Below are 22204 nucleotides of genomic sequence, written 5' to 3'. Positions count from 1 at the left end.
GGGAAGCCCGCCGCCGTGCCGGCATGAGGGGATAGAGGCACGGCGGCGGGCCGATCTGTGGGACGGTTCCGAGGACCCTGCCGGGTGGCGGAGGGGCCCTGGGAAACGTCCGGGTTTCAGAGCAGGGCTTCAGCGGTGATGGGCAACTCGCGGACGCGGCGTCCGGTGGCGTTGAAGACCGCGTTGGCGATGGCGGGCGCCACACCGATCTGCACCAGTTCCCCGAGGCTCTTCACGCCGATGGGGTCGGCCCTGTAGTCCTCCCCGTCGAGGTAGACGGCCTTGAGGTCGGGGATGTCGGCGTTGACCGGGACCAGGTAGTCCGCGAGGTTGGCGTTCACGATCCGGCCGTCGCGGTGGTCGGTGACCGTGTGCTCAAGCAGGGCCGCGCCGATGCCGCCCACCATGCCGCCGAGAGCCTGGCTGTCGGCGAGCTTGGGGCTGACGATGCGCCCCGCGTCGTAGACGCCGAGCATCCGCCGTACCCGGACGAGACCGAGCCGGGCGTCGACGGCGACCTCGGCGAACATCGCGGCGTAGCCGTACATCGAGAACCGGCTGTTCTCCTCCGGGGTCCAGGACCCGCGGGCTTCGAGGTGGGTGCGGTTGTTGCGGGCCAGGAGCTGGCGGTAGGTCTCCCCGCGCGCGGTGTCGCCCTTGACGTGCAGCCGGCCGCCGCGGACGACGACGTTCTTCGCGTCGACGCCGTGCAGTGGTGAGCGCTCGTCCTCGATGGCGAGGGTGATGGCTTGCTGCCGTAGCTTGTCGCAGGTGTCCTGGACTGCGGATCCCACGCTGGCCATGGTCTGTGAGGCGCCCTGGGGCGGGGCCGGCGGCATGGTGGAGTCGCCGAGCTGGAAGGTGACGTGGCGTACGGCCAGGCCGAGGGCGTCGGCGGCGAGCTGGGTCATGGAGGTGTAGGTGCCCGTGCCCACGTCGTGGGTCGCGGACTGGACCACCACGGTGCCGTCGGCGTCGAGCCGGGCGTGGGCGTTGGCCCGTCCCAGGAAGACGTCGTAGCAGCCGGTGGCCACGCCGGTGCCGATGAGCCAGTCGCCGTCGCGGGTGGAGCGGGGCCTGGGGTTGCGCCGGTGCCAGCCGAAGTCGCGGGCGCCGACGCGGAAGCACTCGCGCAGGCGCCGGGTGGAGAAGGGCTGCTGCGTCGACGGGTCTTCGCCGGGTTCGTTGCGCAGCCGCAGCTCGATCGGGTCGATGTGCAGTTTGTAGGCGAGTTCGTCCATCGCGGTCTCGATGGCGAAGGCGGCGCTGCCGTAGCCGGGGCCGCGCATCCACATCGGGGTGCTGACGTCGAGCGGCACGATCTGGACGTTCTGGCTGACGTTGGGCACGGCGTAGAGCATCTGCCCGAGCGCCTGGTTGGCCTCCCAGAACTTCTCGTAGCGGGAGGTCTCGTACTTCATCTCGTGGGTCATCGCGGTCAGCCGCCCGCGCCGGGTGCTGCCCAGGCTCAGCTTGTACTCGTAGGCGGGCCGGTAGCCCACCGTGAAGTACATCTGCCGGCGAGTCAGCGCGAGCTTCACCGGGCGTTCCACCTCGCGTGCGGCGAGTGCCGCGATGACGACGTGTACCCAGGTCCGCAGGGCGTTGCCGAACGCGCCGCCGACGAACGGCGAGAGGACGCGCACGTTCGCCGGCGGGATGCCGAACGCGGACGCCGCCTCGTTCTGCGCGCCGATCACCCACTGGGTCTTGTCCCACAGGGTGAGCTTGTCGCCGTCCCAGCGGGCGATGGTGGCGTGCGGTTCCATCGGGTTGTGGTGGTTGCGGGAGAGCCGGAAGGTCATGTCCATCCGGACGTCCGCGGAACCCAGCGCTTCCTGGGCATCGCCACGTGTGTAGGGCTGCGCGAAGGGCGGGGGCCCGTCTTCGGCCGGGCTGCGGGTCAGGTCGGTCGCGGGTTCCTCGGCCTCGTAGGAGACCTTCACCAGGTCGGCGGCGTGTTGCGCGGCCTCCAGCGTGGTCGCCACGACCACGGCGACCGGCTGGCCGAAGAACTGGACGGCATCGTCCTGGAAGGCGCGCAGCCGCCGACCGGGGAAGGGAAAGGTGACCGGGTTGTCGCGGTATGCCAGTTTCGGCGCGTTGAGGTGGGTGATCACCTTCAGGACGCCGGGCAGGGTATCGGCGGCGATGATGTCGATGTCGGTGATGCGTCCGCGCGCGATGGTGCTTTCGACGATGACGGCGTGGACGACTCCGTCGATGTCGTGGTCGGCGGCGTACTTGGCCTGGCCGGTCACCTTCAGCCGCCCGTCCACCCGGGAGAGCGGTGCGCCGACGGCTGCCTGCGGCTGGGGGCTCATTTGCTGTCTCCTACGGTACGCAGCTGGCGTTCGACGGTGCGTTTGAGCAGCTCGACCTTGAACCGGTTGTGCTGGAGCGGCCGGGCCCCGCCCGCGGCGCGGCCGGCGGCCTCGGCCCACAGCCGGTCGGAGGGGCGTTCACCGACGAGGGCTTCTTCGACGGCAGGGAGCTTCCACGGAACGGTGCCCACGCCTCCGGCGGCGACGTACGCGTCCCGGATCACTCCGCCGCGTACGTGCAGCGCGACGGCCGCGGAGGTCAGCGCGAACTCGTAGGACTGCCGGTCGCGCACCTTCAGATAGCCGGACTTCAGCGGGCGCGGCAGGGCGGGAATCTCGACAGCGGTGATCAACTCGCCTCGGCGCAGGGCCTGTTCACGGTTCGGGGTGCTGCCGGGCTTCAGCAGGAAGTCGGCGAAGGGGACGTGGCGCTCCCCGTCCGGGCCCAGCAGATGCACCTGCGCCTCCAGTGCCGCGAAGGCGACGGCGGCGTCGGAGGGGTGGGTGGCCACGCAGTCGTCGGAGGTGCCGAGGATCGCGTGGGTGCGGTTGACACCGTGCAGGGCCGCGCAACCGGAGCCGGGCTCACGCTTGTTGCAGTCGGCGCTCACGTCACGGAAGTACGTACACCGGGTGCGCTGCATGATGTTGCCGCCGATGGTGGCCATGTTGCGCAACTGCGCGGACGCGCTCAGCTCCAGCGCTTGCGAGATCACCGGATACAAGGAGCGCACCTTGGGATGGGCGGCGGTCTCGGCCATGCGCACCAGCGCGCCGATGCGCAGACCACCGCGCCGGGTCACGGTGACCTCGCGCAGCGGCAGACCGGAGATGTCGACGAGCGTCTCGGGGCGTTCGACGGTCTCGCGCATCAGGTCGACCAGGGTGGTGCCGCCGGCGATGTAACGGCCGCCGTCACGGCCCGCGGTGAGGGCCTGCCGGGTGTCGGTGACCCGGGTGTAGGAGAAGGGATGCATGGGGGCCGTGCCTCATTTCCCGTGCGCGGTCTGCTCGACCGCGCGCACGATCTTCACGTAGCAGCCGCAGCGGCAGATGTTCCCGCTCATGAACTCCCGGATCTCCTCCGGTGAGCCGGTGTGACCCTCGTCGATGCAGCCGACGCCGGACATGATCTGGCCGGAGGTGCAGAAGCCGCACTGGAAGGCGTCCTGGTCGATGAACGCCTGCTGCAGCGGGTGCAGTCGCTCCCCCTTCGCCAGGCCCTCGATGGTGGTGACCTCGGCGCCTTCCAGCCGAACAGCCAGCGTCAGGCAGGAGTTGACCCGGCGGCCGTCGACCAGAACGGTGCAGGCGCCGCAGGCACCGGCGTTGCAGCCCTTCTTGGAGCCGGGCAGCCCGAGATGCTCGCGCAGCAGGTCCAGCAGCGAGGTCCGGTTGTCGACCGTGACGGTGTGCCGCTTGCCGTTGACGGTCAGGGAGACGCGACTGCCGGGCGGCGCCTCGGCGGCGTCCGCAGGCTCGGCGCCGAACACGGACGGTCCCGCGACAAGGCTGCCCGCCACGACCGCACCGCCGACGACGGTGGTGGTCGCGACGAACGTACGCCGGGAGGGGCCGGATGGAGATCCCTCGGGGGGAGAGACTGTTGACTCGGGAGGTTCGGTGGACATGCCCACTCTCTCGGTCGACGGAAGACGGGTGGCGGTACCGACCACCGTCATGTGCACGAATCGGCGTGAGTACGAGACATCACGGCTTTGGCAGGAGGACTCGACAGCGCACATGCGGGTGGTGGCGTGCGTGGCAGGGCGGTTATGCGGCCGGGAAGCGGGCGGGCGGCGGGTCCTCGGCGAAGAACGTCTTCGTGTGGGCCGGCGCCTCCGGTGCGGCACGACATCCACTGTGTGGCACGCGGCGCGATACAACGAGCACAGGTTTTTGGGACGACTCGGGTAGGTACCTCTGCCGTTGGTACGTCTGGCAGTAGCAGCCAGAGCGGTCCGACCGTCGGGGGTGGTCGTCGGCCGTCACCGCCCGAGCGGGGGCGCCGCAACAGTGGCCGAATGACCGGGGTGTACGCGGGCGGAACGCCAGGTCACCGCGGCCGGTACCGTCCGGTCGGCCCGCCAGGATGCTCCCCAGCCGCGCGCGATGTCAGTCGGTGTCAGTCGGCGGCGTTGCGCAGCGCCTCGTTGATGTCGCTCAACGCGTCGGTCAGCCGTGTGTAGTCGTCGCGGGCCACGGGCGTGACGAAGTACCGCTCGACGACATGAGAGTGAACGGTCGCGGCCTCAAGGAACACGGTATGGCCGTGATCAGTCGGTTCCACCCACACGCTTCTGCGGTCCTCCGGTGACGGGACGCGGCAGACCAGACCGGCCTCTTCCATACGGTCGATCAGCCGGGTGATGCCACTGCTGGTGAGGGTGAGGTCCTCGGCGAGCCGACGCTGCGAAACCTCCTCGCCCGGCTTGCGGCACAGCCTGATGAGGACCTCCAGCATCGTGTGACTGATCCCGCACTCGCGTCGCAGGGCGGTGTCGATCCGCTGCTCCAGGCGGGTCGCGGCTTTGATCAGCAGTCCGAAGTCCTGAACGAGCTGGCTGTTGGCGGCACGGGCGGCCTGGTCGCCTCGCCGGGTCACGGCATCCACCTGCCCAGGTCCCTCCCATTCCTGACGGTCCTGGCCCGCGAGTTTACGGCCACATCACCTACCGACGTCTCAATTGCTGAGCAGTCAATTGCTGACTGCTCAACGAAATCCTATGGTGGACGCCATCCCACCGATCCCATCGGAGAGAGGGGCATCCATGGACCTGCAGCACTGGCTCGGCCGAGCCACCCACGCGATACAGGACTGGGCCGACACCTTCGGCCCCTACCAGCCGCACCCGTCACTCCAGGTCGACGACGACCGCTTCGCCGCAGCCTTCGAGGAGTTCACCGGGAGACTGCGGGACAACTACCCCTTCTTCCACCCAAGCTACGCGGGGCAGATGCTCAAGCCCCCGCACCCCGCCGCGGTGGTCGGCTACCTCACCGCCATGCTGATCAACCCCAACAACCACGCCCTGGACGGTGGCCCCGCCACGGCCCGGATGGAACGCGAGGCCGTTGCTCAGCTGGCCGCCATGTTCGGCTACGACACCCACCTCGGCCACCTCACCACCAGCGGCACGATCGCCAACCTCGAAGCCCTCTTCGTCGCCCGCGAACTGCACCCCGGTCGAGGTGTCGCGTACAGCGCGGAGGCCCATTACACCCACGGCCGCATGTGCCGTGTGCTGGGGGTGGAGGGACACGCGGTCCCCACGGACAACCGGGGACGCATGGACCTCGACGCGCTGGAGGACCTGCTGCGCGGCGGCCGGGTGGGCACGGTCGTGCTGACCGCCGGAACTACGGGGCTGGGGGCCGTCGACCCGATCCACGAGGCCCTGCTCCTCAAAGAGCGTTACGGCGTCCGTATCCACATCGACGCCGCGTACGGCGGCTTCTTCACCCTGCTGGCCGGCGCCGACGGGCCCGAGGGGCTCGCGCCTGAGCCCTGGCAGGCGATCGCCGGGTGCGACTCGGTCGTCGTCGACCCGCACAAACACGGGCTTCAGCCCTACGGTTGCGGGGCCGTGCTCTTCCGCGACCCCGAGGTGGGGCGTTTCTACCTCCACGACTCGCCGTACACCTACTTCACCTCCAGCGAGCTCCACCTCGGCGAGATCAGCCTGGAATGCTCACGCGCCGGCGCATCGGCCGCCGCCCTCTGGCTCACCTTCCAGCTCCTTCCGCCCACCGCTGACGGCCTGGGCCGCGTGCTGACGGCGGGCCGCAGGGCCGCATTGAAGTGGGCAGAACTGATCACCGCATCCGACCACCTGGAGCTCTACCAACAGCCGGAACTGGACATCGTCAGCTACTTCCCCGTGGTCGACCCCGCCACCCTGAGCGGCATCGACGCGGCCTCCGCCCGCATTCTGGCGGACGGCATGACGAGCCCCGACCCGGTGTTCCTGAGCACCCTGCGCGCCGACCGCGAGGCGTTCACCGCACGCCACCCCAAAATCACCGCGGACACCGACAGCGCCCGCATCCTCCGCAGCGTGTTGATGAAACCGGAATCCGAGCACCACGTGGAGCACATCCACCACCAAGTCGAACGGCTCACCCGATCCCGAAGGCGATGACCGCCCGTGAATCAGGCGAGGACCGTGTCCACCGGCTCGTGTGCCTTGGGCGGGTACTTCATGGCCCGATCCTGGCGCTTGTCGACGTCAAAGCTCCAAGGTGGGGGGAATTGGGACCCGTCAAAGCCGGATGACAACCAGTGCCGTGTCGTCGTCCGGGCCGCCGCGTGGGGTGGGGACGAGGTCGGTCAGTACGGCATCGGCGAGGGGCTCGGGGGAGAGGGTGTGGTGGCGTTTGAGGCTGTCGGCGAGGCGGCGCAGGCCCAGGTCGATGTCCTCGCCGCGGCGTTCGATCAGGCCGTCGGTGTAGAGGACGAGCGTGGCGCCGGGCGCGTAGGGCACCGTCGACTGGCATCGGGAGATGGCTTCGTCGCATGCGCCCAGGGGCGGGTCCGTGGCCGTGTCGAGGATCTCGACCGTCCCGGCGGTGTGCGCGAGGAGCGGGGGCGGATGGCCGGCGCAGCTGTATGTGACGGTGTGGTCGGCGCGGTCGATGACGGCCTGGACGGCGGTCGTGGCGAGCGCGCCCTCGACGGTGTGCGCGTGCTCGGCGAGGGTCGTGAGCGCGGCGGCGGGCCGCCCCGTGGCGCGGATCGCGGCGCTCAGCGCGCTGCGCAGCTGGCCCATGACGCCGGCCGCCTCCAGGCCGTGCCCGACGACGTCGCCCACCGCGGCGGCCAGCCGGTCCGTGTCGAGGTCGATCAGGTCGTACCAGTCGCCGCAGACGTTGAGGAAGCTGGCCGCGGGCCGGTAACGCACGGCGACGAAGGAGTGCCGCTGCCCCGCGGTGCCGGGCAGCATGGCGCGCTGCAGGGTGACGGCGACCTCGTGGGCGCGGGCGTGGGCCTTGCGCAACTCCTCGTTGAGTTCTTGCAGTTCCCGGGAGCGGGTGAGCAGGTCGGCGGTCATGGCGTCCTCGCGGCTGAGCGTGGAGCCCGGCGTCGTGGCGAGGGCCCGCCGGGCGCGGACCAGGGCCGTGACCTCCTCGACGCGGTGGACGATGAGCGACACCCGGCCCTCGGCGTCCAGGACCGGGATGTTGACCGGGCTCCAGTACCGCTCCTCGAACACGCCCGGCCGGCCGGGCACCTCGACGTCGTACTTCTGCAGAGCCATGGTGTCCCGCTCGCCGGTGGCCAGCACCCGCTCCAGCGACGCGCGCAGGGTCCGGGCGCCGGTGGCCTCCTCGGAGGGGCTGTCGGGGAAGACGTCGAAGAGCGACCGGCCGATCAGCTCCTCGGGGCCGCGCCCGGAGACTTTCGTATAGGCCCGGTTGACGCCGGCCATCACCAGGTCGGGGGTGAGCAGCAGGACCGGACTGGGCAGGGCCTGGAAGACCTCCGCGAAGTCGATGTCGGTCTTGGTCTCGACCTCGTCGGTCCCGATCTCGTCGGTCTCGATCTCGATGCCCGGGCTCCGTCTCCCGCCAGGCGCATCTCTGCCGCTCATGCCCTCATGTCTACTCCGATGACCCGTCCGATGCGACCCGGCCCGGCCCGGCGTACGGCAGGCCCCGGGCGACACGGGACCCTCGGACGCGATTCGGCCATTGTGTGCCGTGCCGGAGCGGGATTCGTATGCCCTGGGTCGGCCGAGTCTCCTTTGTCTCCCGGCGAGTGAGGCGGGAGGGGCGTGTGGGGTGGCGGAATCTCGTTCCGCGTCCGCCGCGGGCCGTGTCGCTGTGGTTCTCTGGCGGGACGCGCCGGCTGCGGCCCGCCACCTCAGGGCCGGCGTGACCTCAGGGCCCGCGTGCATGACCGAGGCGATCCCGGGTACGCGACGCGGCGACATTCCCCACGGCGACATTCCGACATTCCCCACGGGCCGATGTGCTCGTTCCCCACGGGCGTGCCCTGTGGTGAGGAGGGTTCCTGTCCATGCCGGTTCCGCGCACGTCGGCTTTCCCCGCCGGTCCCCCCGGTTCTGCCGGTCCCGTCGGCCGCCTCGTCGGCGCCCTGGTGAGCCCGATCTTGAACCCGATCTTGAGTCCGCTCGTAAGTCCCCTGGCGAAATCCCTCGCGACCCCTCTCGCCCCGGACGACTACCTCGGCCTGATCGACCCCCTCCTCTCCGCCCGCCATCCCGCGGGCCGGGTCGTCGCCGTGCGGCCGGAGTGCGCCGGGGCCGCCACGCTGGAGATCCGTCCCGGACGGGGCTGGGCGGGGCACCGGGCCGGTCAGTATCTGCCGGTGGGGGTGGAGATCGACGGCGTACGGCACTGGCGTACGTACTCGATCACCTCGCCCCCGCTTGCCGAGGCGCCGGGGCGGACGCTGACGATCACGGTCAAGGAGGATCCCGGCGGCCGGGTCTCCCCGCATCTCGTGCACCGGACCCGGCCCGGTGCGGTGCTCCGACTCGGCCCCGCGCAGGGCGAGTTCACGCTGCCGGAGGCTTCCCTGCCGTCACGGATGCTGATGGTGACGGCAGGCAGCGGCATCACCCCGGTGGCGGGGATGCTGCGCACCCTCGCCCGTCGCCGCGGTGGACGCGGGCCCGCCCCCGATGTCGTACTCCTGCACAGCGCACCCGGCCCGGACGAGTTCCTCTTCCGCGCCGAACTGGCCGCACTTGAGGCCGAGTTGCCCTGGTTGAGCGTCCGCGCGCGGTACACCCGTACCGCCGGGCGGCTGGTCCCGGAGCACATGGGCGTGCTCTGTCCCGACTGGTACGAGCGGGAGACCTGGGCCTGCGGTCCGGAGGGGCTGCTCGACGCACTGGAGCGGCACTGGGCGGCGGCCGGGGCCGGGGAGCGGCTGCGCGTGGAGCGCTTCCGGCCGACGCCCCTGCTGCCGGAGGACCCCGAGGCGCCGGGCGGCCGGGTCCGGTTCGAGCACAGCGGCGTCGAGGCCGACGCGCCCGCGTCCGTTCCCCTGCTGGAGACCGGCGAGGCGGCGGGCGTGGTGATGCCGTACGGGTGTCGCAGAGGCCTCTGCTTCGGCTGCCTCGCGCCACTGGTCCACGGCCGTGTCCGCGATCTGCGGACCGGTGAACTGCACGGTGAACCGGGCGAGTTGATCCAGACCTGCGTCAACGGTGCGGCAGGTCCGCTCGCCCTCGCTCTCTAGGCCCCCTCAAGGAGCCTCCATGCCTTCCACGCCTTCCATGCCTTCCACGTCCTCCATGCCTGTTACGTCTTCCACGTCCACAAGTGCCGTACCAGTCACACCCCTTGAGCAGCTCGAGGAGCACACCGAGGTGCTCGGCGAGGAGCTCGACCGGATCCGTGCCGAGGTCGTCGCGGCACGCGGCGCGGAGGACGCCCGCTACATCCACACGGTGATCGCCGTCCAGCGCGGTCTGGAGACCGGCGGCCGCGCCGCTCTCGCCGTGTCGCTGTTCCCGCCCGCCTGGGCGGCGGGCACCGCGATGCTCACCGTCGCCAAGGTCCTGGAGAACATGGAGCTGGGCCACAACATCCTGCACGGCCAGTGGGACTGGATGGGCGATCCGGCGATCCACTCCACCACCTGGGAGTGGGACTTCCTCACCCCCGCCGACGCCTGGAAGCACACCCACAACCACCTGCACCACACGTACACGAACGTCGTCGGCCGCGACCGGGACCTCGGCTACACGGTCCTGCGTATGAGCCCGGAGCAGCCCTGGCATCCGGTCCATCTCCTCCAGCCGCTGTACGCCGCGCTGCTCGCCCCAGTCTTCGAGTGGGGCATCGCCCTGTACGACCTGGAGGCGGACGGCGTGCGGTCGGGGCGCAAGAGTGTACGGGCGTTCCTCGGCGACCTGGCGGGAATGGCCCGCAAGGCGGTGCGCCAGTCGGCCAAGGACTACGTCCTCTTCCCGCTGCTCGCGGGCCCCTCCGCGCTGCCCTGCCTGCTCGGCAACATCACCGCGAACGGGCTCCGCAACATCTGGGCGCACACCGTGATCTTCTGCGGCCACTTCCCGGCCGACGTCCAGACCTTCTCGTACGAGGAGGAGCAGCTCGAGGGCGAGACGCGCGGCGAGTGGTATCTGCGCCAGATCCAGGGCTCGGCGAACATCGAGGGCGGCCTCCTCCTCCACGTCCTCACCGGCAACCTGAGCCACCAGATCGAACACCACGTCTTCCCCGACCTGCCCAGCAACCGCTACGCCGAGCTCGCCCCACGGATACGCGAGGTCTGCGCCCGGCACGGGATCGCGTACGTCACCGGGCCGCTGTGGCGCCAGTACTCGTCCATGTGGGGCCGCGTCCTGCGCCACGCGGTACCGAAGGTGCCGTGGGGACGCTCTTGATCTGCTGTGCTGCCGGGCGCGCGTCCTGAGCCGGCCGTCGGCCGCTTAGCGGCGCGTGCTCCGGCGGCGGGGGTGCAGACGGCCCCGGCCGCCGTCACGATGGTCGTGCCGGGGACGGACCGTGGTGGGGCGCGCGATGAGCCCGGGCCTGGGCTGCGGTGGCTGCCTGCGGTCTTCGCGGGATGCCTGTGCCCGGCCGACGGGCTGGATCACACGTGTCGCCACGACGAGCAGGATCAGCAGCGCACTGGTCGCCAGGGAGATGACCATGCCGGTCACCTCCCTGTGACCGGGTGAGCGGGGCGGGCGAGCGCTGCCGCTCGGACCAGTGGAGCGCCGCCCTCGTCCTCCCGGCCCTCCGCCGGATCCTGTGCCCGGTCGGTCGCCGGGGCCGGGCTTCCGTGCAAGGCGTGTTCCGCGGTGATGAGTGCGGTCGCGGTCGTCAGAGGGTCGGCGCCTGCGCCGCCGGCGGCGGCCATGAGCCGGGCGGCCGAGGAGGCGTCGCTCTCCGGCGGGATCACCAGGAGATCCCAGCGGCCGACGGTGTAGGACATCAGCAGGATCTTGTGGGGGTCCAGCTCCGAGGTGAACCAACCGACGTTCACCACATGGCCGTTGACGTGCACCTTGCGCGGGATGACAGGCCAGTACCGAGGGTTGACGGCGATCCGGGTGATCCGGCCCCAGAGGGGGTCCAGCACGTCGGCCAGGGCTGAGAGTTCCTGCGTCAGGTCACGGGAGCGGGGCCACCAGGCGCCGTCCAGAAGTCCTGGGGGAGTGCTCGCGGGCTTCAGCGCGAGGCGGGCGGTCGGAGCCTCGAAGGGCACGATCCGCAGCGGGGGATGGTCGGTGGTCGCGGACATCGCGCGAACCCGTCTCCGGACCGCGGCTCGCGGGCAGCCGTCCGGTGTTGTCGCTCACCGAGAACGACGCAGGTATGAAGACCGGCGTACGAAGTGCCCTCGGTGCCCCCAGGCTACTCCGGACCGATGCCCGGCGGACTGTCGCGAGGCCTCCGGAACGTGCCGGTTCCTGCCGAGCGTGTTTCCGGCCCGGATACGGCCGGCCGTGCGCAGGCCTGCTCCGGGCCGTGGACCGAGGAGTCAGCGGACCGAGGAGTCCGTAGGGCGAGGAGTACCGTGAAACGAGGAAGCGACTCTCTTTCCTCGGCGGCCGCGCCGACATCGTCGCAGGCGAGCAGCGGCGGCCGGGTCGCCGAATCCCGGCAGACAGGCGAGCGTGATGTCCGGCTCCGACTCCCCGCGTGTGACCAGGCTGCTGCCGGGCGCCCTCCATCAGGCCGTCAAACCCGGGACGGCCGTCGTACGGCTGGAGACGACGGACGACCGTCGGGGAGTGCTCGACGGGGCGTGGTGGCCACGGTCCCGCGACATCGCGGCCGAGCTTCCCGTCCTGATCGCCGCACTGACCGAGCACCTCGGGCCGGTCACCCGAGTCGGCCTGGACTCCAGTGCCTGGGAAGAACTTCCGACGCGGTTGACCATCGGCGACCGTGTCGTGCACATCGACTCCTTCCCCGTCGGCGACGACACCGTCCTCATCACCCGCGGCGATCAGGACCTCTTCTCCCTGCTCGTGATCCCGCCGCACGCGACACCCGAGGCGGCCCGCGCCGCGATGGCCGAAGCCGTCCGCGCCGACAACCTCGTGCAGGCCGAACAGATCCTCATCGACACCGGCACACCACCAGGCGCCTGAACCGGGTGGACGCACGGCATACCGGCGAGTCACGGAGGGACAGACAGAGATCCACGCGAGACGCTGCCGCTTGGTCCGGACCCGTATCCGTCGGCAGCCCGCAGGGGTGAGAGCCTGGACCCGCATCCGCCGTCTCCGTGAGGGAGCCCTCCATGGCCGCGCAGCCGTCCACCGACACCAGCTCCGATGCCGATACCGGATCCGATGCCGACACCAGCCCGGATACAGCCACCGGCCCCGACGATGCGTACCGCTTCGACGACCTGCGCGCCCTGTTCGTCAACTGCACGCTCAAACCGTCGCCGCAGGTCAGCAACACCCAGGGGCTGATCGACAAGAGCCGCGCCATCATGGACGCGCGCGGGGTCGCCACGGACGTCGTACGCGCCGTCGACCACGACATCGCGCCGGGCGTCTACCCGGACATGACCGAGCACGGCTTCGCCACGGACGCCTGGCCCGCGCTGTACGAGCAGGTGATGGCCGCGGACATCCTGGTGCTCGCCGGGCCGATCTGGCTCGGTGACAACAGCTCGGTCATGAAACAGGTCATCGAGCGCCTCTACAGCGGCTCGGGACTGCTCAACTCCCAGGGTCAGTACGCCTATTACGGGCGCGCCGGCGGCTGTCTGATCACCGGCAACGAGGACGGCGCGAAGCACTGCGCCATGAACATCCTCTACAGCCTGCAGCACCTCGGCTACATCATCCCGCCGCAGGCCGACGCGGGCTGGATCGGTCCGGCGGGACCCGGTCCGTCCTACCTCGACCCCGGGTCGGGCGGGCCGGAGAACGACTTCACCAACCGCAACACCACCTTCATGACCTGGAATCTCATGCACGTGGCGGCCATGCTGAAGCGCGCCAAGGGCATCCCGGCCCACGGAAACCAGCGCTCCGAATGGGACGCGGGCTGCCGCCTCGACCACCCGAACCCCGACTACCGCTGAGGCCGCTGTCGGCGGTCGTCGGATGTCATTGCATGTCGTTGGATGTCGTCGTGTGTCGCCGGGGGCCGCCCCTCACCAGCCGGTCAGCAGCAGATGGTTCAGGAGCAGGGCCAGGGCGGCCTGCGCGGTGAGCCAGGCGCGCGGCCGGGGCAGGAACGCGCCCGCCGCGAGCAGCCACAGTGCGAACGGGAGCCAGATGCGTTCCGTCTCCGCCTTGCTCATGCCCGAGAAGTCGGCGGCGAGGAGGGCGAGCAGCGCGGCGAGCACGAGCAGGGCCAGGCGGGTTTCGGGGGCGTCGGCGGGCGTGCGCAGACAGACGCGGACGCCCTTGCGTACGGGAGCCGCGCCGGCCCGTCGCAGGCCCGCGACCGTCGCCGGGCCCACCACCAGCACGGTGCAGGCGAGGTTGGCCCACACCCAGTAGCCGTACGGCCGGAGGCCGCCTGCCCCTTGGTAGTAGCGCTCGACCAACAGGTGGTACGCCTCCCACCAGTTGAAGCCGAGGAGGGTGAACACGGCCGGGACGACGACGAATCCGGCAAGGACGTACGGGAGGGGGCGGAGTCTTCGGGAGCGGGAGCCGAGCAGCAGGACGCCGCCGGCGATCAGGGCGTAGAGCGTCAGGCCGTACGAGAGATACGCGGTGAGGCCGAAGAGGAGCCCGGAGGCGAGGCCCGTCGCCCGTGGCCGGTGGCCCGTGACCGCGAGGGCGAGGAACGCGACGGCCCAGGCGGCGACCGCCGCGAAGTAGCCGTCGGCGGAGGTGCCCATCCACACGGCCGCCGGGGCGAGGACGAGGAAGGGCGCGGCCCGGCGGGCGAGGGTCTCGGAGGCCAGTACGCGTACGGTCACGAGGATCGCGGCCGACGCCGCCGCCCCGACGACGATGCACCAGACGCCCGCCCACGCCCCGCCGCCGAGCCCGATCCGGTCGAGGAGGACGAAGGTGACGGTGGCCCCCGGCGGATGCCCGGCGACGTGCGGGGGCCAGTGGTCGGGGGAGCCGATCAGGATGTGGTTCGTGAAGTCCCGCAGGGTGTCGGGGATGTCGTGGAAGCGGTCGATGACCTGGAGGTACTCGTACGCGGTCGTCAGGCGGCGGGCGATACCCCAGTGCCAGCCGTCGATCAGGGCGAGCGAGAACGTCCAGGCCATGGACGTGCCCCAGGCGGTGAACAGCAGCGCGCGCCAGGGCAGCCGGGCGGCCAGCAGCGGGCCGTACGCCACGACGGCGATCGCGACGACGGGCGCGACGAAGGTGCCGGGGCCGACATGCGGCTCCCACACGGCGTACAGGGGCGGCCAGCCGACGTGGAGGGTGTCGTGCTCGCGTTTGATGGCGATGCCGGTCAGGGCGGCGGCCGTGACGAGCAGTGCGGCGGCCAGCGCTGCGGCCAGGTCGCGGAGAAGATCGCGGTTCACACGCAAAAGCTAGGTCCGCGGCCGCCCGTGGCGGCGCCCGCAGGGGTGGACGTCAGCGTTTCGTCATGGTTCCGGACCCCCTGAGCGGGGTGCTCCCTGCCTACGGTCGGCACATGGCACGCTCCCCTTCCTCCCCCGCCTTCTGGCGCAGTCCCGTGCGCGGCCCCTGGTTCACCTCTGTGCTCGGTGTGGTGCTCCTCGTCGGGATCACGGTGCTGTTCGTGACGGGTCTGCTGTCGTACGCCTCCTACAACCCGGACCTGTCACCGGTGAACGACAAGACCCCGGACAAGGGCGTCCTCGGCTTCTATCTCTTCTCCTGGCCGACCGACCCGCCCTGGCTGTACCGCCTCAACCAGGGCGTCCATGTCACGCTCGGCATCGCGCTGATCCCCGTACTCCTCGCGAAGCTGTGGTCGGTCGTGCCGAAGCTGTTCGCGCTGCCGCCCGCGCGGTCGCTCGCGCACGCGCTGGAGCGGATCTCGCTGCTCCTGCTGGTCGGGGGCGCGCTGTTCGAGTTCGTGACGGGTGTGCTGAACGTGCAGCTCGACTACCTCTTCCCCGGCTCCTTCTATCCGCTGCACTTCTACGGCGCGTGGGTGTTCTTCGCCGCGTTCGTGACGCACGCGGTGCTGCGGGTACCGACGGCGGTACGGAACCTTCGCGGGCTCCGGGATGAAGGCCGTCTCCGGGAAGAAGACCCTCTCCGAGGAGATGCCTCGCCTCGAGGAGGTGAGGAACTGGTGTCGCCCGCTCCCGCCGAGCCGACCGTCTCGCGGCGCGGGGCCCTGTGGTTCGTCGGCGGCGGTTCGCTGCTTCTCTTCGGTACGACGGTGGGGCAGAACTTCGACGGGCCGCTGCGGGCGACGGCCGTGCTCGCCCCGCACGGCGGGTCCGAGCCGGGCAGCGGACCCGCCGGGTTCCAGATCAACAAGACGGCCGCGTCGCGCGGGATCACCGCGGCGGAGACGAGCGAGGAGGCGTGGCGGCTGGTGGTGGAGGGGCGCGGGGGAACGGTCCGGCTGAGCCGGGAAGAACTGCTGGGGCTGTCCTTGCACAGTTCCGCGCTGCCCATCGCCTGTGTGGAGGGCTGGTCGACCTCCGACCAGTGGTGGCGGGGTGTACGGCTGCGGGACCTGGCGGCGCTCGTCGGGTACGAGGCGGATGCGGCACCGGATGTGCTGGTGGAGTCGCTTCAGCGGCGCGGGGCGTTCCGCAGGGCTGCCCTGCGGGACAACCAGGTGCGCGACTCACGTTCCCTGCTCGCCCTGTTCGTCAACGGCGAGCCCCTGACCCCCGACCACGGCTACCCGGCGCGGATCATCGTGCCCGCGGCGCCCGGTGTGCTGAACACCAAGTGGGTGGCCCGGATGACGTTCGGAGACCTGTGATGAAGCGGCCTGCGATGAAACTGCCTGCGATGAAACGACCTGTGTTGAAGCGGCCTCTGAACCGGTCGGTCCTGATGCGACGTCCGGTGGTGGGCAGTCCCCTCCAACTCCTGCTGCTCGCCTGCTCGTTCGCGCTCGCCGGATACGCGGGCGTACGGCTGCTGGCGGACGACTGGTTCGGCGTGGCGCTGTGGTTCGTGGGCGCGGCGTTGCTGCACGACCTGGTGCTGGTGCCGTTGTACGCGGTGGCGGACCGGGCGGTCGTACGGGCCCTCGGCGCCGCCGGCCGCCGGGAGTGGACGATGTACGTCCGTGTCCCGGCGGCCCTGTCCGGGCTGCTCCTGCTGGTGTGGTTCCCGCTGATCAGCGGGCGCGTGGCGAGCGGTTACGAGTCCGCGATCGGGCTGCCGGGCGATGTGTTCCTCGGCCGGTGGCTGCTGGTGACGGCGGTGCTGTTCGCGGGCTCGGCGGTGCTGTTCGTGCTGCGGTTGCGCAGGGCGGCGAAGGAGCGGCCGCCGGTCGTCCACTGACCGTCCGGGCGCCAGCCCGCGCGTGCCGCGTGCCGCAGCAGGGACGGGGTGCCGAGGCGGGCCCATGGGAAGGCGGGGCCCGCGGCGCCGTGGCTGTCGGCGACCCGGACGCTGACGCGTTCGTCGACGTCCACGTCCGGGACGGTCTCGACGATCAACAGCCCGCCAGGGGCGAGGAGTTGGGACATCCGGTGGAGCAGGGCGGCGGGGTCGCCGCCGATGCCGACGTTGCCGTCGATGAGGAGGGCGGTGTCCCAGCGGCCCTCGCCCGGCAGCGGCTCGAAGACGGACCGCCGCAGCGCCTGGCCCCCGAGCCGCACGGTGTGCGCGACGGCCGCCTCGCTGACATCGATACCGAGCGCGGCCCTGCCCCGCACCGCGAGCTCGGCGACAAGCCGTCCCGGCCCGCACCCCACATCGAGTACGGCCCCCTCACAGCGCCCCAGCACCTCCCGGTCCACCGCATCGGCATCCGCACACCACCGCTCCACCTCCAACGGCAGCAGCCACCCGTCACTCCGCCGCAGAAAGAGCGGCCCGCGCCCGGAGACCAGGGCGTCGGAGTAGGGATCGGCGGACCAGGGCCGCGCGGCACCGACGGTCTGCCGGGGCACATGGCAGCTCGCCCCGGCCACCTCTGGCGGCGCGGAAACGTCACCCGGCCGAGGGCGCGGGGCGCCACCGTGCACGGGACGACCGGGCGGTGCCTCTGCCTCCGGAGCCGTGGAGGCGTCGGTCGGCGTGGGGTGCGGCGTGCCGCGGACCTGCCTGGGCACCGTACGGCTGGGCGGTGTCTCTGATTCCGGTGGTGCGGAGGCGTCGGGCGAGCGCTGTGCTCCGGGTGCCGAGGAGGGCGTACCCGAGCCCGAGCCTCGCCGTCCGCGCTTGCTGATCGGTGTCAGGCGGCTCGCGAACTCCGTCGGTGCCACCTCGCGTGCGGTGCTCATCGGCCGGTGACCGCCGTCCGGCGGCCCAGTTCGGCGGCGAAGTGGCTGCCGGGGGCCGACGCGGCGACCAGCTCCGCGTCGTGGGCCGTGTCCACGTCCCGGAGGCGTGGCAGGTCGCGCACGCGCAGGCCCGCCGCGACGAGCCGGGCCCGCTGCACGGCACCCGTCGTGGGCGTGGACATCGGTACGCCCCGCAGCAGCCCCGGATCGGGTTCGGCGAGGCCCAGCGCCCAGAAGCCGCCGTCCTCGGCCGGACCGAAGTACGCGTCGCAGTCGGCGAAGTCCACGGTGAGGAGCCCCGGCGTCACCTGAGGCGTGTCCATGCCGATGAGCAGGGCCGGGCCGGTGCAGTCCGCGAAGGCCGCGGCCAGCCGTTCGTCGAGGCCGCCCGCGCATTGCCGTACGACCTCGAAGCCGGGCGGCAGCCAGCGGCCCGGCTCTCCGTCGAGCACCAGCACACGCCGCCGCGCGGGCGTCGCCGCCACCGCACGCAGGGTGTCCACGAGGCACGCCTCGGCGAGCGCCGCCGCCTCCCCGGGGGTGAAGGGAGGGGTGAGCCGGGTCTTCACCCGCCCGGGCCGCGGTTCCTTGGCGATGACGAGCAGAGTGGTCACTGGGCGGTTCCTCCCTGGGAAGGGGCGGGGGTAACGGAAGCGGCGGCCGGCGACTCGGCCAGGACCCGGCTCATGTCCCGTACCGCGTGCCAGGTGCCGCGCCAGGTGCCGGTCACCTTCGAGGCGCCGGTGCGCGGCAGATACGGGACGTCGTGTTCGGCGACGCGCCACCCGGCGTCGGCCGCACGCACGACCATCTCCAGCGGATAGCCGCTGCGCCGGTCCGTGAGGCCGAGGGCGAGCAGCGGTTCGCGGCGGGCGGCCCGCAGGGGCCCGAGGTCGTGCAGCCGCAGACCGGTGCGGCGGCGCAGCATCCGGGCGAGCGCGAGATTGCCCGCCCGGGCGTGCGCCGGCCAGGCGCCCCGGCCCTGCGGCCGACGCCGGCCGAGCACCAAGTCGGCCTCGCCGTCCCGCACTTCGCGCACGAAGGGGACCAGGGCCGACGGGTCGAGCGAGGCGTCGCAGTCGCAGAAGCACACGATGTCGGCCGTGGCGGCGGTCAGCCCCGCGTGGCAGGCGGCGCCGAACCCGCGCCGCTCCTCGCGTACGACGGTCGCGCCCAGCTCGCGGGCCAGGTCCGCCGAGCCGTCGGTGGAGCCGTTGTCCACGACCAGCGCGCGCCAGCCGGGCGGGATGCGGGCGAGCACCCAGGGCAGGGCCTCGGCCTCGTTCAGGCAGGGCAGCACCACGTCAACGGGCGCCGCGTGCCGAGCCGGTCGCGGAGTGGGAGAGGTCGTCACGGCCTTCACCCTACGGACACGAAAAGGGCAAAACGGACTCCAGCTCCTTACGAAACACGGACGTCCGAGCAGGCGTACGCCACCCGGGCCGGGCCGGTGCGACGCTGGACCCATGCAGCAGCCGTACGAATCCCCAGGTGCCGGTGCCGGTGCCGGTGCCGGTGCCGGTGCCGGTCCCGGAGCGGGAGCCGGTGCCGGAGCCGGTTCCGCTTCCGGGCCCGGTTCCGGACCCGCCAGGCGCGGGCCGGACAGCCCGACGCGCGTCCTCGTCGTGGACGACGACCCCACCGTCGCCGAGGTCGTCGCCGGCTACCTCGACCGCGCCGGATACGCCGTGGACCGGGCAGGAGACGGTCCGTCCGCGCTCGCCCGCGCCGCCGCGCACTGGCCCGACCTGGTCGTACTGGACCTGATGCTCCCCGGGATGGACGGCCTGGAGGTGTGCCGCCGGATACGCGGCCACGGGCCCGTACCGGTCATCATGCTCACCGCGCGCGGCGACGAGGACGACCGGATCCTCGGTCTGGAGGTGGGCGCCGACGACTACGTGACCAAGCCCTTCAGCCCCCGCGAGCTGGTCCTGCGCGTGGAGTCGGTGCTGCGCCGGACGCGGCCCGCCGCCACCGAGCGCCCCCTGTACGCGCCCGGCCTCGCCGTCGACCCGGTGGCCCGCCGCGCCACCAAGAACGGCGCCGAACTCGCCCTCACCGTCCGGGAGTTCGACCTCCTCGCGTTCTTCCTGCGCAACCCCGGCCACGCGTACAGCCGCGAGGAGCTGATGCGCGAAGTGTGGGGCTGGGACTTCGGCGACCTGTCGACGGTCACCGTCCATGTGCGCCGGCTGCGCGGCAAGGTCGAGGACGACCCCGCCAGGCCCCGGCTGATCCAGACGGTGTGGGGCGTCGGCTACCGCTTCGACACCGCGGCCTCCGAGGAGACGGTCTGACCATGCGCGACTTCCTGCTCATCGCCCTCTTCGCCTTCCTCGGCGCCGCCGCGGCCGGCCTCCTCGGGGCGGGTGTGCTGCGGCTGGTCCGGCGACGCTCGCTGACCGCGTCGATCACCGTGATCGCCGCCGTCGCCGTGACCGCGATGCTCGCCGGGACGCTGGCCGTGGCCCAGGCGATGTTCCTGTCCCCGCACGACCTGACCGTCGTCACGATGGTCGTCGCGATGGCCGCCGTCGTCTCCCTCGCGACCGCGCTGCTGCTGGGCCGCTGGGTCGTCGCCCGCAGCCGGGACCTCACGCTCGCCGCCCGCTCCTTCGGCGACGGCGGCGACTTCGCGGCCCCGGACGCGCCCGCGACCGCCGAACTGGACGCGCTGAGCCGGGAGTTGGCCGCCACCAGTGCCCGGCTCGCCGAGTCCCGTGACCGCGAGCGCGCCCTGGAGACCTCGCGCCGCGAACTCGTCGCCTGGATCTCGCACGACCTGCGCACCCCGCTCGCCGGGCTCCGCGCCATGTCCGAGGCCCTGGAGGACGGCGTCGCCGCCGACCCCCACCGCTACCTGCGCCAGATCCGCACGGAGGTCGAGCGCCTCAACGGCATGGTCGGCGACCTCTTCGAACTCTCCCGGATACACGCCGGGACGCTGGCCCTCTCGCCCTCCCGGATCTCGGTGTACGACCTGATCGGCGACGCGCTCGCGGGAGCGGACCCGCTCGCCCGCGAGCTCGGGGTACGGCTCGTCGGCGACCGGGTCGAATCGGTGCCGGTCGACGTGGACGGCAAGGAGATGAGCCGCGTCCTGGGCAACCTCCTCATCAACGCGATCCGCCGCACGCCCACCGACGGCACGGTCGCGGTCGCCGCCGAACGCTCCCCGTCCGGCGGCGTCGTCCTGTCCGTCACCGACGGCTGCGGCGGCATCCCAGAGGAGGACCTCCCCCGCGTCTTCGACACCGGCTGGCGCGGCACACACGCCCGCACCCCTCCCGCCGGCGCGGGCCTGGGCCTGGCCATCGTCCGCGGCATCGTCGAGGCCCACCAGGGCCGAGCGGCGGTCCACAACGTCCCGGGCGGCTGCCGCTTCGAGGTAACGCTCCCGGAGGCCCCGTAAAGGCCGCCCCGTAAAAGGGCGCCCCGTAAGGGGCGCGGGGAACTGCGCGACAAGCCACGGACGGCCCGCAGCTTCCATACGTCCTGCGGGAGCACTTCGTACCGCACTCCCTGGCAGCGCTACGCCCGCGCGAACTCCCGCATACCCTCCTCGAACCCCACCTCGGCCTTCCACCCCAACTCGGCCCGCAGCCGCGACGAGTCCGCCGTGATGTGCCGTACATCGCCCAGCCGGTACTCCCCGGTCACAACGGGCGCGGGCCCGCCGTACGCGGCGGCCAGCGCCCGAGCCATCTCCCCGACGGTGTGCGGCTCCCCGCTCCCGGCGTTGTAAGCGGCCAGCGAACCCGCCAAGGGCTCCGCCTCCAGCGCCGCCACATTGGCCGCCGCCACATCCCGTACGTGCACGAAGTCCCGTCGCTGCCCCCCGTCCTCGTAGACACGGGGCGCCTCGCCCCGGGCCAGCGCGGAACGGAAGAAGGAGGCGACGCCCGCGTAGGGGGTGTCGCGCGGCATCCCAGGCCCGTACACGTTGTGATAGCGGAGCGACACCGCGCTGCCGCTCGTCGACCGGGCCCATGCCGCGGCCAGATGTTCCTGGGCCAGCTTGGTCGTCGCGTACACGTTCCGCGGGTCGACCGGAGCGTCCTCGCCCACCAGGCCGGGGGTCAGCTCCTCACCGCACTGCGGACACCGGGGCTCGAACCGCCCCGCGTCCAGGTCGGCGACGGCCCGGGGCCCCGGCCGCACCACGCCGTGCCACTCGCACTCGTACCGCCCCTCCCCGTACACGACCATCGACCCGGCGAGCACCAGCCGCTGCACCCCCGCCTCGGCCATCGCGCTGAGCAGCACCGCCGTACCGAGGTCGTTGCGGGACACGTACTCGACCGCGTCGCCGAAACCCGTCCCCAGCCCGACCATCGCCGCCTGATGGCACACGGCGTCGACGCCGGGCAGCGCGGCGGCGACGGCCCAGGCGTCCCGCACGTCCAGCCCGTCCCGCAGATCGAACACGGCCGCCTCGTGCCCACGCGCCTTCAGCGCCTCGACGACATGGGACCCGATGAACCCGGCACCGCCGGTGACCAGTACTCGCATACGCCTCACGCTAGGACCGGAGGCT

The 22204-nt window shown here is 71.8% G+C and carries 20 protein-coding genes and 1 pseudogene; 9 read left to right on the top strand and 12 right to left on the bottom strand.

Annotated elements, in window-relative coordinates; all coding sequences use genetic code 11:
* Positions 1-116 precede the first annotated feature (116 nt).
* The 4 genes from GAS53_RS09275 to GAS53_RS09260 all read right to left on the bottom strand — a co-directional run bounded on the left by GAS53_RS09275 (position 117) and on the right by GAS53_RS09260 (position 4929).
* Entirely contained in the window at positions 117-2324 is a 2208-nt protein-coding gene (locus tag GAS53_RS09275) for a xanthine dehydrogenase family protein molybdopterin-binding subunit (protein ID WP_151476966.1), read from the bottom strand.
* On the bottom strand, positions 2321-3301 hold the full coding sequence (locus GAS53_RS09270) for an FAD binding domain-containing protein (protein ID WP_151476965.1): 981 nt from the start codon (positions 3299-3301) through the stop codon (positions 2321-2323). The genes GAS53_RS09275 and GAS53_RS09270 overlap by 4 nt, the downstream gene beginning before the upstream one ends.
* Before the next feature lie 12 nt (positions 3302-3313).
* A complete protein-coding gene (locus tag GAS53_RS09265) occupies positions 3314-3955 on the bottom strand; it encodes a (2Fe-2S)-binding protein (protein WP_151476964.1) in 642 nt (213 codons plus the stop codon).
* A gap of 494 nt (positions 3956-4449) precedes the next feature.
* Positions 4450-4929 (bottom strand): MarR family winged helix-turn-helix transcriptional regulator, encoded by a 480-nt coding sequence (locus GAS53_RS09260; protein WP_225858824.1) that lies wholly within the window; start codon positions 4927-4929, stop codon positions 4450-4452.
* 166 nt (positions 4930-5095) lie between these two features.
* Between GAS53_RS09260 and GAS53_RS09255 the strand changes: the two genes are divergently transcribed.
* Positions 5096-6466, top strand: coding sequence for a pyridoxal phosphate-dependent decarboxylase family protein (locus GAS53_RS09255; RefSeq protein WP_151476962.1), 1371 nt, complete (start codon positions 5096-5098; stop codon positions 6464-6466).
* Positions 6467-6586: 120 nt separating this feature from the next.
* Here the strand turns inward: GAS53_RS09255 and GAS53_RS09250 are convergent, their stop codons facing one another.
* Positions 6587-7915 carry a PP2C family protein-serine/threonine phosphatase gene (locus tag GAS53_RS09250; protein ID WP_151476961.1) on the bottom strand — a complete coding sequence of 443 codons (1329 nt, stop codon included), beginning with the start codon at positions 7913-7915 and terminating at the stop codon, positions 6587-6589.
* A 428-nt stretch (positions 7916-8343) separates the two neighbouring features.
* On the opposite strand from GAS53_RS09250, the gene GAS53_RS09245 reads away from it, so the two are divergent.
* Together GAS53_RS09245 and GAS53_RS09240 are read left to right on the top strand one after the other, a co-directional pair.
* Positions 8344-9534 (top strand): ferredoxin reductase, encoded by a 1191-nt coding sequence (locus GAS53_RS09245; RefSeq protein WP_151476960.1) that lies wholly within the window; start codon positions 8344-8346, stop codon positions 9532-9534.
* Between the two features lie 19 nt (positions 9535-9553).
* Complete coding sequence (locus tag GAS53_RS09240) at positions 9554-10705, top strand: fatty acid desaturase family protein (RefSeq protein ID WP_404829192.1); 1152 nt, start codon at positions 9554-9556, stop codon at positions 10703-10705.
* A gap of 45 nt (positions 10706-10750) precedes the next feature.
* Here GAS53_RS09240 and GAS53_RS09235 read toward each other — a convergent pair whose 3' ends face one another.
* Together GAS53_RS09235 and GAS53_RS09230 are read right to left on the bottom strand one after the other, a co-directional pair.
* A complete protein-coding gene (locus GAS53_RS09235) occupies positions 10751-10975 on the bottom strand; it encodes a hypothetical protein (RefSeq protein ID WP_151476959.1) in 225 nt (74 codons plus the stop codon).
* Positions 10976-10980: 5 nt separating this feature from the next.
* Positions 10981-11568 carry a DUF5994 family protein gene (locus GAS53_RS09230; protein ID WP_151476958.1) on the bottom strand — a complete coding sequence of 196 codons (588 nt, stop codon included), beginning with the start codon at positions 11566-11568 and terminating at the stop codon, positions 10981-10983.
* Positions 11569-11947: 379 nt separating this feature from the next.
* On the opposite strand from GAS53_RS09230, the gene GAS53_RS09225 reads away from it, so the two are divergent.
* Entirely contained in the window at positions 11948-12424 is a 477-nt protein-coding gene (locus GAS53_RS09225) for a DUF5994 family protein (RefSeq protein ID WP_151476957.1), read from the top strand.
* A 152-nt stretch (positions 12425-12576) separates the two neighbouring features.
* A complete protein-coding gene (locus GAS53_RS09220; protein ID WP_225858823.1) occupies positions 12577-13374 on the top strand; it encodes a flavodoxin family protein in 798 nt (265 codons plus the stop codon).
* Positions 13375-13446: 72 nt separating this feature from the next.
* On the opposite strand, the gene GAS53_RS09215 is transcribed toward GAS53_RS09220, so the two are convergent.
* Positions 13447-14796 carry a hypothetical protein gene (locus GAS53_RS09215; RefSeq protein ID WP_151476956.1) on the bottom strand — a complete coding sequence of 450 codons (1350 nt, stop codon included), beginning with the start codon at positions 14794-14796 and terminating at the stop codon, positions 13447-13449.
* Positions 14797-14909: 113 nt separating this feature from the next.
* Between GAS53_RS09215 and GAS53_RS09210 the strand changes: the two genes are divergently transcribed.
* Complete coding sequence (locus tag GAS53_RS09210) at positions 14910-16187, top strand: molybdopterin-dependent oxidoreductase (protein ID WP_151476955.1); 1278 nt, start codon at positions 14910-14912, stop codon at positions 16185-16187.
* Between the two features lie 29 nt (positions 16188-16216).
* Positions 16217-16717, top strand: coding sequence for a hypothetical protein (locus tag GAS53_RS55050; RefSeq protein WP_225858822.1), 501 nt, complete (start codon positions 16217-16219; stop codon positions 16715-16717).
* Positions 16718-16893: 176 nt separating this feature from the next.
* On the opposite strand, the pseudogene GAS53_RS09200 reads toward GAS53_RS55050, so the two are convergent.
* The 3 genes and pseudogenes from GAS53_RS09200 to GAS53_RS09190 form a co-directional block, all read right to left on the bottom strand.
* A pseudogene (locus GAS53_RS09200) lies at positions 16894-17664 on the bottom strand (methyltransferase domain-containing protein); the annotation flags it as partial.
* The gene (locus tag GAS53_RS09195) at positions 17661-18278 is read right to left on the bottom strand and encodes a TIGR04282 family arsenosugar biosynthesis glycosyltransferase (protein ID WP_151476954.1); all 618 of its coding nucleotides are present in this window, start codon (positions 18276-18278) and stop codon (positions 17661-17663) included. The pseudogene GAS53_RS09200 and the gene GAS53_RS09195, both read right to left, overlap by 4 nt.
* Entirely contained in the window at positions 18275-19027 is a 753-nt protein-coding gene (locus tag GAS53_RS09190) for a glycosyltransferase family 2 protein (RefSeq protein WP_192583031.1), read from the bottom strand. The genes GAS53_RS09195 and GAS53_RS09190 overlap by 4 nt, the downstream gene beginning before the upstream one ends.
* A 103-nt stretch (positions 19028-19130) precedes the next feature.
* Between GAS53_RS09190 and GAS53_RS09185 the strand changes: the two genes are divergently transcribed.
* Entirely contained in the window at positions 19131-19964 is an 834-nt protein-coding gene (locus GAS53_RS09185) for a response regulator transcription factor (RefSeq protein ID WP_151476952.1), read from the top strand.
* Between the two features lie 2 nt (positions 19965-19966).
* The gene (locus GAS53_RS09180) at positions 19967-21079 is read left to right on the top strand and encodes a sensor histidine kinase (protein WP_151476951.1); all 1113 of its coding nucleotides are present in this window, start codon (positions 19967-19969) and stop codon (positions 21077-21079) included.
* A gap of 119 nt (positions 21080-21198) precedes the next feature.
* On the opposite strand, the gene GAS53_RS09175 is transcribed toward GAS53_RS09180, so the two are convergent.
* Positions 21199-22179: an NAD-dependent epimerase/dehydratase family protein gene (locus tag GAS53_RS09175; RefSeq protein ID WP_151476950.1), complete on the bottom strand. Its 981-nt coding sequence runs from the start codon at positions 22177-22179 to the stop codon at positions 21199-21201.
* Positions 22180-22204: the final 25 nt, after the last annotated feature.

It is taken from the genome of Streptomyces albicerus (genome assembly GCF_008905045.1).
GTDB classification, from domain to species: domain Bacteria; phylum Actinomycetota; class Actinomycetes; order Streptomycetales; family Streptomycetaceae; genus Streptomyces; species Streptomyces albicerus.
Note: the sequence above shows the minus strand (reverse complement) of the source record. Positions and strands in the feature narration are given on the sequence as shown.